13 protein-coding genes are annotated in these 12,940 nt (G+C 40.1%); 5 read left to right on the top strand and 8 right to left on the bottom strand.

Annotated features, from left to right (window positions below; genetic code table 11):
- Positions 1 to 58: 58 nt before the first annotated feature.
- On the top strand, positions 59 to 1,954 hold the full coding sequence (locus tag ACXAG7_RS14760; RefSeq protein ID WP_476667285.1) for a M61 family metallopeptidase: 1,896 nt from the start codon (positions 59 to 61) through the stop codon (positions 1,952 to 1,954).
- Positions 1,955 to 2,003: 49 nt separating this feature from the next.
- Here the strand turns inward: ACXAG7_RS14760 and ACXAG7_RS14755 are convergent, their stop codons facing one another.
- Entirely contained in the window at positions 2,004 to 3,545 is a 1,542-nt protein-coding gene (locus tag ACXAG7_RS14755) for a hypothetical protein (protein WP_476667284.1), read from the bottom strand.
- A 19-nt stretch (positions 3,546 to 3,564) separates the two neighbouring features.
- Entirely contained in the window at positions 3,565 to 4,443 is an 879-nt protein-coding gene (locus ACXAG7_RS14750; RefSeq protein ID WP_476667283.1) for an ABC transporter ATP-binding protein, read from the bottom strand.
- 210 nt (positions 4,444 to 4,653) lie between these two features.
- Between ACXAG7_RS14750 and ACXAG7_RS14745 the strand changes: the two genes are divergently transcribed.
- The 4 genes from ACXAG7_RS14745 to ACXAG7_RS14730 are packed head-to-tail and all read left to right on the top strand — an operon-like array spanning position 4,654 to position 7,636.
- Entirely contained in the window at positions 4,654 to 5,631 is a 978-nt protein-coding gene (locus ACXAG7_RS14745) for a sensor histidine kinase (RefSeq protein ID WP_476667282.1), read from the top strand.
- Between the two features lie 2 nt (positions 5,632 to 5,633).
- Positions 5,634 to 6,344, top strand: a complete 711-nt coding sequence (locus ACXAG7_RS14740; RefSeq protein WP_476667281.1) for a LytR/AlgR family response regulator transcription factor — start codon at positions 5,634 to 5,636, stop codon at positions 6,342 to 6,344.
- 51 nt (positions 6,345 to 6,395) lie between these two features.
- A complete protein-coding gene (locus tag ACXAG7_RS14735) occupies positions 6,396 to 6,974 on the top strand; it encodes a lipoprotein signal peptidase (RefSeq protein ID WP_408042305.1) in 579 nt (192 codons plus the stop codon).
- Positions 6,975 to 7,030: 56 nt separating this feature from the next.
- Positions 7,031 to 7,636 (top strand): DUF4230 domain-containing protein, encoded by a 606-nt coding sequence (locus tag ACXAG7_RS14730; protein ID WP_476667280.1) that lies wholly within the window; start codon positions 7,031 to 7,033, stop codon positions 7,634 to 7,636.
- A gap of 3 nt (positions 7,637 to 7,639) precedes the next feature.
- On the opposite strand, the gene ACXAG7_RS14725 is transcribed toward ACXAG7_RS14730, so the two are convergent.
- The 6 genes from ACXAG7_RS14725 to ACXAG7_RS14700 form a co-directional block, all read right to left on the bottom strand.
- Positions 7,640 to 8,056, bottom strand: a complete 417-nt coding sequence (locus ACXAG7_RS14725; protein WP_476667279.1) for a DUF6691 family protein — start codon at positions 8,054 to 8,056, stop codon at positions 7,640 to 7,642.
- 3 nt (positions 8,057 to 8,059) lie between these two features.
- The gene (locus ACXAG7_RS14720) at positions 8,060 to 8,620 is read right to left on the bottom strand and encodes a YeeE/YedE family protein (protein WP_476667278.1); all 561 of its coding nucleotides are present in this window, start codon (positions 8,618 to 8,620) and stop codon (positions 8,060 to 8,062) included.
- A gap of 9 nt (positions 8,621 to 8,629) precedes the next feature.
- The gene (locus tag ACXAG7_RS14715; protein ID WP_408042309.1) at positions 8,630 to 9,868 is read right to left on the bottom strand and encodes a 3-deoxy-D-manno-octulosonic acid transferase; all 1,239 of its coding nucleotides are present in this window, start codon (positions 9,866 to 9,868) and stop codon (positions 8,630 to 8,632) included.
- Positions 9,869 to 9,959: 91 nt separating this feature from the next.
- Entirely contained in the window at positions 9,960 to 11,297 is a 1,338-nt protein-coding gene (gene accC / locus ACXAG7_RS14710; protein ID WP_408042310.1) for an acetyl-CoA carboxylase biotin carboxylase subunit, read from the bottom strand.
- A 76-nt stretch (positions 11,298 to 11,373) separates the two neighbouring features.
- A complete protein-coding gene (gene accB, locus ACXAG7_RS14705) occupies positions 11,374 to 11,865 on the bottom strand; it encodes an acetyl-CoA carboxylase biotin carboxyl carrier protein (RefSeq protein ID WP_408042311.1) in 492 nt (163 codons plus the stop codon).
- 24 nt (positions 11,866 to 11,889) lie between these two features.
- Positions 11,890 to 12,885, bottom strand: coding sequence for a beta-ketoacyl-ACP synthase III (locus ACXAG7_RS14700; RefSeq protein ID WP_408042312.1), 996 nt, complete (start codon positions 12,883 to 12,885; stop codon positions 11,890 to 11,892).
- Between the last annotated feature and the right edge of the window lie 55 nt (positions 12,886 to 12,940).

Genomic DNA, 12,940 nt, shown 5'->3' with positions numbered 1-12,940 from the left:
ATTATTTGGTAACAGAATCCCATTTTCGCAGTCAAATACGTACAAAAGAACTCAAACAATGAATAAAAGTATACTATCAGCTGCAGTAGCAGGGGTGTTTTTAGTAGGCTGTAACAGTGCCAAAAAACTGACAAAGAACGATTTCGCTGAACAAAATCCAATTGTTTCAACGGTGAATTTAACTCAAGTGAACGAGGATAAAGTTCCTGTAACCATCAATCCAGGTCGCTTTCGTACTGATAAAGTCGTGTATCGTTTACCACGCGTTGTACAAGGAACCTACTCGGTTAGTGATTTTGGAAAGTATGTTGACGGTTTAAAAGCGTTAGATTACGACGGAAATGAACTTCCTGTAAAGAAAATCGATACCAATACTTGGGAGATTTCAGAGGCCAGTAAGCTCGATAAAATTACCTACTTAGTAAACGATACTTTTGATATTGAAAAGTCAGGAGGAATAGGTGGAGAAACTCCTTTTTCACCTGCCGGAACCAATATAGAAAATACTAATTACGTTTTAAACTTACACGGGTTCATCGGGTATTTTGATTCGTTAAAAAACAATCAGTATGCGCTTGATGTGGTGGCTCCTAAAGAGTTCAAAAGAACTTCTGCATTGCAACAAGTAGCTTCTAAAATGTCTGAAGATGGCAAAGCGATGACGTCGAGTTATTTTGCTCCTCGTTATTTTGATATTACAGACAACCCGATGTTTTACGGGGAATTGGATGTAGAAGAATTTAAAGTTGGAGACATCAAAATTGTATTGAGCGTATATTCACCAAACAAAAAGCACAATGCTGCTAAAATTAAGAAGGTGATGGAGAAAATGATGCAAGCGCAAAAAACGTATTTGGGAAGCGTTAATAGCACGGCTCGCTACGATATCTATTTGTATTTGTCAGAAGGAAAAGAGGATTCTCCGAAAGGATTTGGAGCTTTGGAACACCACACTTCAACAGTAGTGGTATTGCCAGAGTCGATGCCTGATGATGCTTTGGCAAAAAGTATGATCGATGTCGTTTCGCACGAGTTTTTCCACATCGTAACCCCGTTAAGTGTACACTCTGAAGACGTGCATTATTTTGACTACAACCAACCTACTTTTTCGAAACATTTATGGATGTACGAGGGAATTACAGAGTACTTCGCAACGCTGTTTCAAATAAATCAAGATTTGGTAACTCCAGAAGAGTTCTATACCAAAGTGATGGGGAAAATTAAAACAGCCTCGTCAATGAATGACAGTATGAGCTTTACAACGATGAGTGAGAATGTTTTAGAGGAACCTTACGCTTCACAATATTATAATGTATACCAAAAAGGTGCGTTGATTGGAATGTGTTTGGATATCATTTTAAGAGAAGAAAGTAATGGAACGAGAGGTGTTTTATCGTTGATGAAAGAATTGTCGTTAAAATACGGGAAAAACAAGCCTTTTGAAGATGATAAGTTAATCGAAGAAATTACATCAATGACGTACCCTGCTGTTGGAAAGTTCTTAAAGACGCACGTAGTTGAAGGAACGCCAATTGATTACAATACTTATTTTAATAAGGTTGGTTTAGAGGTGTTTAGAACTAAGGTGAAAACCAATTATATCCAGAATGACGGAACACTTATTGTACGTCCTGATGAAAAGAGCATGACAGTTCGTTTTACCAATGCGGTAAAGAACAATAGCTTCTGGGCAGAGAATGGAGCGCAACCAGGAGATGCTATTAAAAGCGTAGACGGTGAGCAGCTTACTCGTGAAAATGCCAATAAGTTGTTTACAAAGATGTACATGTGGCAACCAGGAACAGATATGGATGTTGTTTTGGAAAGAGATGGGAAAGAAGTTCGCATCAAAACGAAGTTGACACAATCGTTTACAACTGGAGAAAGCTTACAGGAAAACCCTAAAGCTACTGCGAAAGAAATTGCATTGCGCAAGGCTTGGTTAAAAGGATAATTACCGGTAAAATACATGATAAAAAACCAGAACGTACGTTCTGGTTTTTTTAGTTTTTATAGACTTGTTTTCTGCGTACGACGATGCTGATAATTAGAAAGAGAATACTCATCGCAATCCAGGTATATGTGAGTGTATACGGAGCGGTATAGAGGTTGAGGAAATCGGCAAAGGGAACGCGGTTAAGAAACGCATAGGTAAGCCCGAAAAATAGCAGTTCGAATAGCTTGTTGTTTTTAGTCAGTGTTCCCAAGCTAAAGGCTAATGTGCTGATCAAGATGCTTCCTATACCAATACCCACAACACTTGCAAACTGTCCAATGATGCTAAGTCTGATAAGGACAGGTATTGCTAAACTGAGTAAAAATAAAACACAGGCAATTCCTTGTGCAACCGCTAGGCGATGTAGGGGTTTATAGGTACTGAAACTTAAAAGATGGGTGTTGTATTGAAATTCCTTGGAACCCAAGCTTCCCAATTTGCGAACTTGTAAAAACCATAGCAAGGGTAAAATATACTGGGTACTGATGTTAAGCGGAGCTAGCATACTCGTAAAAAATCCACTAAACATAATGACGTAATGCCATTTGTGTGCAGAGCGTAACAAGAGCAGGTATTCTGTTTTGATAAGCGGAAGGATAGTGTAATCTACACTGCCGATTGCAAGCGCAGACAGATCCATTTTTCCGAGTAAGTGTTTGTTGGTTTCAGGGCGGGGTTCAGTGCGTACGCTCGTCGGCTTCACAGAGAATCGATGGAAAAATAGTGCGCAAATTACTAACAAAAGCAAGCTGCCCAACATCCATAAAATACGACTTCCTATAAAATAGCCATGCCAAGAGGTTTCTGTAAATGTAAATGCCTGCTGTGCGGCGGTGTCGTTAATGACAAAACCTATACTCAATTGAGTAGCGGAATTTGGGTAGGCGGCTTCTATTTGTGAAGCGAGGTGATTTGTTAGGTAGCGAGTCCCAATAAGGTCGAAATTTGAGTCTTTTTGGAAATTACTTCCCATGAGTAAGAACGAAAAAAAGAAAAAATAAACGATGTTTTTTAGGGTGTACTGCTTGCGAAACACAACTTCGAATACGACCGCAAGTACGGCGGTTATAAACAGAGCTGGGATACATATGATACCAAAAGGAAGTATAAAGGTTGTCAGTGAAAATGATTCCTGGCCAGGCTGTAGGTAAAATCTACAGAAGGTCATCACTACCACAGGTACTAAGATGCTGAGGAGTACCAAAAAGTTACTGGAACTTTTGAGCAGTAGGTACTTGAAATTACTCGAGGAGGTACTTGCAATTATAGGGCCTATTTGGGTGTCCATGTCTTTTTTGATACCAGCATTGACCAGATAGCTACCAGCAAGTGATAAAAATACAGCAGTCATTATAGCACTCACATAACTGATCCATACCAGGTTGTAGGTACCGGTGATTGTTCCGAATCGAACTGTGGAGTACGATGCTCCGGGAGCTGGAACAAAATGGTAGGTAATAAGTAAAGTAGCACACAAGACGAGTAGAAAGGAGTAACTTCGGATGCGTTGGAGGAAATCGTATTTGACAGCGCGTATTAAGGTGTTCATGACTAAGAGTATTGAGGTGTTATTGATTGGTGTTGGTATTGGTATTTGTGAAGTATAAGTAAGCGTCTTCAAGCGTGGCTTTTTGTGCTTTGAAGTAAGGGCGCTGGGTATCACTGATAAAGCGAATTGTTACATCGGTATGGTTTCTTTTTAAGTCTACGATGATGTGTTCTCTTTTAAAGGCTTCCAGTTCCTCTGTTTGAATGGTTGTTTGGAAAACTTTGGACTCTACTTGTTTAATGAGATTTTCTTGACTGTCTTTGGCGAGTAAGCTCCCCTTTTTCATAATGGCAACCTGATCGGCAATCGTATCGATATCACTCACTATATGCGACGATAAAATGATGATGCAATGCTGAGAGAGTTCACTAATCAGATTGCGAAAGTGAATGCGTTCTACAGGATCGAGCCCAACGGTGGGTTCATCAAAAATCAAAACTTTGGGATTGTTTAACAAAGCTTGGGCAATGCCGATGCGCTGTTTCATCCCTCCCGAGTAATTTCCTATGGGTTTATGAGCTTCACTTAATAAGTTAACTTGGGTGAGTAGGTGGGTAATCCTGGCTTTTAAATCCTTTCCACCAATACCTTTCATTGCAGCGATATAACTGAGAAATTCATAAGCATTAAGGTTGGGGTATACCCCGAAGTACTGAGGTAAAAAACCGAGTTGCTTTCGCATGTAATTAGGGTCACTTAAGACGTTGTTTTTGTTGAGTACGATAGTGCCGTCTGTAGGGCAACTGATGGTTGCAATCATTTTTAATAAGGTAGATTTCCCTGCGCCATTCGGACCTAATAATCCCAGTACGCCGTTCTCCATGCGCAAGGAGAAATCTTTAAGTCCATACGTGTTTTTTGCATATTTTTTTGACAGTCCATTGAGTTCTAGTAGCATGAGTTTTGATGTTTAATTACAGGACAAATTTGAGAGACTTAGCGGTGTTTTAAAAAAAAGAATGACTAACGAAGCTCGTTTCGTGATGAGCGTTTTAGTCTACTAATATCACGAAGAGTACTCCCTTTGAAGGGTGTAAAGGGACGTTGGTCATTAAAAATAGGTTTCCAAACTTTGCCTCGTTATCTTTGGTTGTTAAAAATCGCAAGCATGCATAAACGAGAACTACTTTGGGAAAACAGTTTAGTACAAAATGTATTTATATGGCTGTGTTTGTTTTTTGTATTTACCTTGACGATACAGAGCGAAACTCCATTGTTGGCCGGCTTGATAGGGGTATTGTTAATGGCACCACCCATTTATATCGAAAACTTATTGATTTTACCGCTGGCCTCAAAGGGGAGTGGTCGATTTGTCATGGCGACACTGCTAAATATCCTTTTTTTTACCTTTTTGAATTCTTGGTTTTTAGCAACCTGGGTACTGGAAGTGGCCATTGAGAGTCGGTTGCTGTATAATTTTTTAGGACTGCAAATATTGGCTGTACTCTTCGGGTTGGCATTAAAAATTGCACGTGATAGCGTGGTCAGGAAAAGTCGTGAGCGAGAAGCGGAGTTGCAATTGCTGAAGGCTCAACTAAATCCGCATTTTTTATTCAATACGTTAAACAACCTATACGGTTTGTCGGTAATAAAATCAGATAAACTTCCAGAGCTAATGCTGCAATTGTCACAGATGTTACGCTATAGTTTGTACGAAACCAAGGAGCAATTTGTAAATTTGGATAAAGAAATTGCCTACCTCACCAATTACGTAGCGCTCGAAAAAATTCGTTTAGAATCGAGTAGTGAAGTTACTTTGGAGCTGCGAGGAGACTACCGACAGTTTAAAATTGCACCGATGTTGTTGATTGTCTTTGTTGAAAATGCTTTTAAGTACCTAGGAGAAACCTCTGAAAACCGTAGTTTTGTTACCATAGCTATGGAGACCACAGGGAACCAGCTTCATTTTTCATGCACAAACTCTTATAGCCCCAGTGCCGTAGCAGCACAGATGTCTCAAAATAGTGGAGGTATCGGTTTGGAAAATGCTAAAAAACGATTGGCATTGTTGTATCCTGATGCCCACCAGCTGTATTTGAAGGAAGAGGCTGAAATCTATAATGTCAAATTGATAATAAACTTGTAAAGATGAACTTACGCTGTATTGTTGCGGATGATGAACCGATAGCTCGACAAATTTTAGAAAGGTACCTTCAGGGAGTACCGGGTTTAACGTTGATAGCCAGTTGTAAAGATGCCTTTGAAGTACTGGAGGTGCTGGACAAGGAAGCGGTAGACCTGCTGTTTTTAGATATCAATATGCCCAAGCTTTCGGGGTTGAGTTTACTGAAAACCATGAAAATTCGTCCAGAGGTAATTATAACTACTGCATACCCTGAACACGCATTGGAAGGATTTGAATTAGATGTCGTGGATTATTTGGTAAAGCCCTTTGCGTTTGAACGGTTTTTTCAGGCTGTTCAAAAGGTCAACAAACGTTCGATTCCAACGAAGCAGCAGATTAGAGTTGAGGGAGAGAAAAAGGCGAATGCCATATTTGTTAAAAGCGATAAAAAATTAGTCAAAGTCTATTTTGATGAAATTCAATATGTGGAAGCCTATGGTAATTATGTGAAAATCCATACTACAACGCGCATTTTAGTTCCGATGACCTTGACAGAATTTCTGACGAAGCTTCCCGATAACTTTATACGCATTCACAAGTCTACCTTGTTGAATTTTGACAAGCTAATGCTGTTAGACGGCAATCAAGTGAGTTTGGAAAACGGTGAAAAATTGGTTGTAGGGAAGTCGTATAGAAAGGCGTTGTTAGCCAGAATAGATAAAGAGTTGGGCTAAGCCTTGGATTAACAATACTTTTCTTATTTTTGTCATTCTTAAATACAAAAAATGTCAAAGAAAACCATCGCTATCCTAACTGTACTTTTGGCTATACTCATAGACCAGGTAAGTAAAATTTACGTAAAAACTCACTTTATGCTCGGTGAAGAAGTAGTCGTGTTTAAGGACTGGTTCAAAATCCATTTTACCGAAAATAACGGTATGGCATGGGGCTTCGAGTTTGGAGGCGAGGCCGGGAAGTTATTTTTAACTTTATTTCGTTTGGTAGCGGTAAGTGGTATTGTGTATTGGTTGTGGCAAACTATTCAACGCAAGGCGCATACGGGTGTCATCATTGCAATAGCCCTAATTTTGGCTGGAGCGGTCGGGAATATTATTGATTCTGTTTTTTACGGGGTAATCTTTGATTCTTCTCACGGAAGGTTGGCAACCTTATTTGCCGACAATCCTTATGGGAAACTCTTTCACGGAAAAGTAGTTGATATGCTGTATTTCCCAATGTATGAAGGAGAGAGTTTTACCTTCTTCAACGCAATTTTTAATGGTGCAGATTCTTGGATTACGATTGGGGTAGCCTTATTGTTTATTTTCAACAAACAGGCTTTTCCAAAAACTGAAGAAAATTAAATCAGTCATTTTACATGTTTATTATTTGTACTTTAGTTGTTTAATTAAAGCACGCTATGGTACAAAAGCTTAAATACCTTACCTTTTTTGTATTCGGCCTAATCGTCGCAACCTTTTATCACCGCAATAAAGCAACGGAAAAAACCGATCGAGAGTCAGCAACAGTGGTTTTGGAAGAAGTAAAAGACCTGAGTAAACTGGTGGTTGCTGAGGCGTCGTTTTCTGAAATCTATGCGCACAGTGATACAAAAAACTACCTGTTTGAGACGGTGCAATTTCAAAAAAAGGCACTGTTAACGGTAAATGCCAAGGTAGAAGTAGGCTACGATTTGTCGAAGATGGAAATCGATGTGGATGCTGAAAAGCGAGAGATTCGCATTGTAAAAATACCGACACAGGAACTGAATATTAGCCCTGAAATTCGCTATTTCGATCTGCAACAAAGTACCTTCAATTCTTTTACCAAAGAGGAACTCAATAGTATCAATGCTAAGGCGATTTTGAAAATTCGAGAAAGCATAGACCTCACTCCCTTAGAAAAAGACGCAAAAAGGCGCTTATTTGAAGAGCTGTCCAAACTTTACCAACTGTCTCGTGTATACGGTTGGAAAGTTGTCAATGAAACGTCAGAAACCATTCCCGATCAATTGATCAAAGGCTAAAGTTTAATGCGGTAGCTTTTTGTGTACTAAACCGTAGACAAAGGTGCCCATTAAGGCTCCGAAAATGACCAAAAGCACCGGTAAAATACCTTGCCCTAATAGCACAAAAATAGGAGCGGGACAAGCACCGGCGAGCGCCCAACCCAGACCAAATACGATACCTCCTAACAGAGCGGCCTTGTAGTTTTTTTTCTTGTCGGCAATTTGAACCTGTTGACCGATGTAGTTTTTCAACACTCCCTTTTTGAAAAAGTAGATGAGTATTGCTGAAACGGCCACTGCCGAACCGATAACACCGTACATATGAAAAGACTGGAAGCGGAACATTTCATAAATGCGATACCAGGAAATAACTTCTGACTTGCTCAGAATAATCCCGAATAAAAAACCAGAGAGTAAAAATTTAACGTTCTTTTTCATAATTTAAAATATTAATGGGAACAAGAGCCATATCATGGTTAAGCCTCCGATGAAAAAACCGATTACCGCAACTAATGATGGCAGTTGAAAGCTACTTAGGCCTGTGATGGCATGTCCAGAGGTACAACCTCCAGCATAGCGAGATCCGAAACCGATACAAAAACCTGCTACGATTAATAGGAGTATGGTTTTGGGTGAATTCCATGAATTGGATCCGAAAAGCTCGGGAGGTACCATCCCGTTTTGATCGGCATTATGGAAGCCTAGATCAGACAGTTCTTTCACAGTTTCAGTACTCAGGGCAATTCCTTCCTGTTGGGTTAAGTACGTACTACTTACAAATCCTCCTAAGGCAATCCCTAACACAAATACCAGCCCCCATTGTTTTTCGCTGAGCTTAATGTTAAAATACGAACTCCATTTAGAGGCCCCTAATGCCGAGCACATGGTCTCTAAATTGGAAGAAACACCAAATTTTTTACCGAAAAAGATATTTAAAAATAAAATCAACGCTATTGATGGGCCAGCGATATACCACGGCCAAGGTTGTAGTAGGAAATCCATAGCAGTGTATTATAATTTTTGGTTAATATAGTTCATAACGGCAACCGTAGCTCCCTTATTGTCAGTGATGTATTTTTTATTGATACTTCCTTGAGTATTTCGGAAGTCTGCATGGTCACGGAGCTTTATTAAAGTAGCGTTCAGCTGTTGTTGGTCCGTAATGGCACTAGCTCCTTTCAAGGCTAGTAAATCATGTGCTTCCTGAAATTTATCGTATTTGACACCTCCGAAAATAACGGGAATTCCAAAGGTGGCGGGTTCCAAGATATTGTGTAGTCCCGTGGCGAGTCCTCCTCCTACATAGGCTACATCTGCATAGGAATAAGCTTTTGTTAAGAGTCCTATGGTATCCAAAACAAATACTTGGTATTCTGATAGGTCACGACCTTTATAGTCGCTAAAACAGACTGTTTTAACGCGCAGTGCTTTGGTGAACTCTTTTATTTTTTCGGGTTTAATAGTATGCGGAGCAAACACAAACTTTTCATCTGCTGTGGCCTGTTCATTGATGTAGTTGATAAACAATTGTTCGTCTTCTGGCCATGAGCTACCTGCCATCACTAGATAGTGATCTCCCTTAAATTCTTCTAAAAAGGGTAAGGTATTATCCGTGTGCTGCAAGGCGGTAACACGATCAAAACGGGTGTCTCCGCTGAGTGAGGCATTGTTAAAACCAATACTATTGATCAATTGTAATGAACGTTCGTTTTGTAGAAAAAAATGTGAGAAGGTGGTCAGTTTTGAACGCATATACGCGCCGTACCATTTAAAAAATGACTGATTCGGACGGAATATACCGGATACCAATAGCGTGTCGACCTCGTGATTTTTTAGCGCGGTGAGCATGGCGGGCCAAAACTCATATTTGACAATAATGGCCATGCTTGGGTGTACCTGTTGTACAAAGCGATGCATCGCTTTGGGGGTATCCATTGGTAAATAGCATACCACATCGGCCAATTCGTAATTTTTACGCACTTCATAGCCTGATGGAGAAAAAAAGCTAAGCACGATTTTATAGCTAGGATGGTCTTTTTTAATGGCTTCCAAGATAGGGCGTCCTTGTTCAAATTCACCCAAAGAGGCGGCGTGAAGCCAAACGACCTTATCTTCTGCCTTAAGAAGTGATAATTTTTCGAACGTGTGTTTTCTTCCTGTAACGAACAATCGTATCTTGGGGTTGAACAAGGCGATAATCCGCAAAAAGAAAGCAACAACACGAACACTTATTGTGTACAAAACTCTCATGCTACGAAGGTATGAATAAAAAAAAATCAGTGAACTATTCACTGATTTTTTAACGTTTTTATGTGATGAAATCCATCGTATGTGTGATGAATTATTTCATTTCGAAATCTTCCATAAACTTAGTGGTATAATTCCCGGCTACGTAGTCAGGGTGATCCATAAGTTGACGGTGGAAAGGAATGGTAGTTTTAACTCCTTCAATTACGTACTCATCTAAAGCGCGTTTCATTTTGTTGATAGCTTCTTCACGTGTTTGTGCTGTTACAATCAACTTTGAAATCATAGAATCGTAGTTTGGTGGAATCATGTACCCCGCATAAACGTGAGTATCTACACGAACTCCGTGTCCTCCTGGCGCGTGGTAAGACGTAATCTTTCCTGGCGCTGGTCTGAATCCATTGTGTGGATCTTCCGCGTTGATACGACATTCGATCGAGTGTAATTGTGGCGTGTAGTTTTTACCAGAAATTGGCACACCTGCAGCCACTAAAATTTGCTCTCTAATCAAATCGTAATCTACTACTTCCTCAGTAATAGGGTGCTCTACTTGGATACGCGTGTTCATTTCCATAAAATAGAAATTACGGTGCTTATCTACTAAGAACTCCACGGTTCCTGCTCCTTCGTACTTAATGAATTCGGCAGCTTTTACAGCAGCTTCTCCCATAGAAGTACGCAACTCATCAGTCATGAATGGAGAAGGTGTTTCTTCCGTTAATTTTTGGTGACGACGTTGTACTGAACAGTCTCTTTCAGACAAGTGACAAGCTTTACCATATGAATCTCCAACTACTTGGATTTCGATATGACGTGGCTCTTCGATCAGTTTTTCCATGTACATTCCGTCATTTCCGAAAGCAGCTTTAGCCTCCATACGAGCAGAATCCCACGCGTCTTTTAAATCCTCTTTTTTCCAAACGGCACGCATACCTTTACCACCACCTCCGGCAGTTGCTTTTAGCATCACTGGGAATCCCATTTCTACAGCTAAAGCTTCTGTTTCTTCGTAAGTGTCAAGGATACCGTCTGAACCTGGAATACAAGGTACACCTGCAGCGATCATCGTCGCCTTAGCAGAGGCCTTATCTCCCATTTTATCAATCATCTCAGCAGTTGCTCCAATGAACTTGATTTCGTGCTCTTCACAAAGTTTAGAAAACTTAGCATTTTCAGACAAGAATCCATATCCTGGGTGAATAGCATCAGCATTGGTAATTTCAGCAGCAGCGATAATATTGGCCATTTTTAAATACGACTCGCTACTCGGAGCAGGTCCAATACAAACAGCTTCATCAGCAAAACGCACGTGTAAACTCTCCGCATCTGCTTTTGAATATACTGCCACCGTTTTGATTCCCATCTCCTTACAGGTTCTGATTACACGAAGGGCAATCTCACCTCTATTGGCAATTAATATTTTTTTAAACATAGTATTAGGTTATGAGTTTAGCACTTTATACTCTCAGAAAAGGCAAAAGCCTCGTTCTGTGGGGTAAAAATGCAAATTATGATGGGTCAACTAAGAATAATGGCTGATCGAACTCTACTGGAGAGGAATCATCAACTAATACTTTAACGATTTTACCAGAAACTTCTGATTCGATCTCGTTGAATAATTTCATCGCCTCGATAACACATACAGTATCTCCTACTTTGATGTCAGATCCTACTTCTACGAAAGAAGGCTTGTCTGGAGATGGTTTTCTGTAGAATGTACCGATGATAGGTGACTTAATGGTAAGGTATTTAGAATCGTCGTTTGCTGCAGGAGCTTCAGGAGCTGCTGGAGCAGCAGCAGGAGCTGCAGGTTGTGCTACAGGAGCTGCTTGAGGCATCATAGGTGCCGCTGCAACTGGAGCTGCTTGAATAATGGTAGTTTCAGGTGTTGAGCTTCCTGTTTTAATGGTGATTTTTACATCTTCCATTTCTAACTTTACTTCGCTTGCACCAGATTTAGCTACAAACTTTATAAGACTTTGAATTTCTTTAATATCCATTTTCCTAAATTTAAGTTGTTTGGTTTATGAGTTATATGCCCATTTTAAATAGATAGCTCCCCAAGTGAAGCCTCCACCGAATGCGGCAAAAATTAAGTTATCTCCTTTGTTCAACTCTTTTTCATAATCAGCTAGCAATAGCGGAAGAGTTGCAGAAGTGGTATTTCCATAACGGTGTATGTTCATCATCACCTTTTCTTCTTCCAGTCCAATTCTATTGGCAGTAGCTTCAATAATTCTCTTATTCGCCTGATGCGGTACTAACCACTCGATATCTTCTTTCGTTAAATCGTTTCGAGTAAGCATCTTTTCAGCAACGTCAGCCATGTTTGACACAGCAAACTTAAATACAGTACGTCCTTCTTGGTGTACGAAGTGTTGTCCGTTTTTAAGGGTCTCTTCCGAAGCAGGTAAGATCGATCCTCCAGCATCAATTTTTAAGAATTCTCTTCCAATACCATCACTTCTTAAGTACTCGTCTTGAAGTCCTAAGTCTTCGGTATTAGGTTCAAATAAAACAGCACCCGCTCCGTCACCAAAAATAATACACGTGGCACGGTCGGTATAGTCAATAATAGAAGACATTTTATCGGCTCCTATTAGAAGAACTTTTTTGTATCTCCCACTTTCAATATAGCGAGCAGCAGTTGACATACCGTACAAAAAGCTCGAACAAGCAGCTTGTAAGTCGTATGAAAACGCATTTACCGCTCCAATTTTTGAAGCAGTGTAGGCAGCCGTAGAGGCCACTGGCATGTCTGGCGTTGCCGTAGCAACGATAACCATGTCAATATCCGCGGCAGCAACTCCCGATTTTTCAAGTAGATTTTCGGCGGCTTTAATCGCCATAAAAGAAGTACCAGCTCCTGGCTCTTTTAAGATTCTTCGTTCTTTGATCCCTGTTCTGGTAGTAATCCACTCATCGTTGGTATCTACCATTGTTTCTAGCTCTTGGTTGGTTAGAGCATATTCTGGAACATATTTCCCTACTGCTGTAATAGCTGCAGTTATTTTAGTCATAGTTGTTTGTTTTATGATAAAACGAGATTTCAAAGAAATGAAAATTATTTCATTT

The organism is Tenacibaculum sp. AWR4_210, assembly GCF_056160945.1.
The sequence above is the reverse complement of the archived record's forward strand: the minus strand, read 5'-3'. Positions and strand labels throughout refer to the sequence as shown.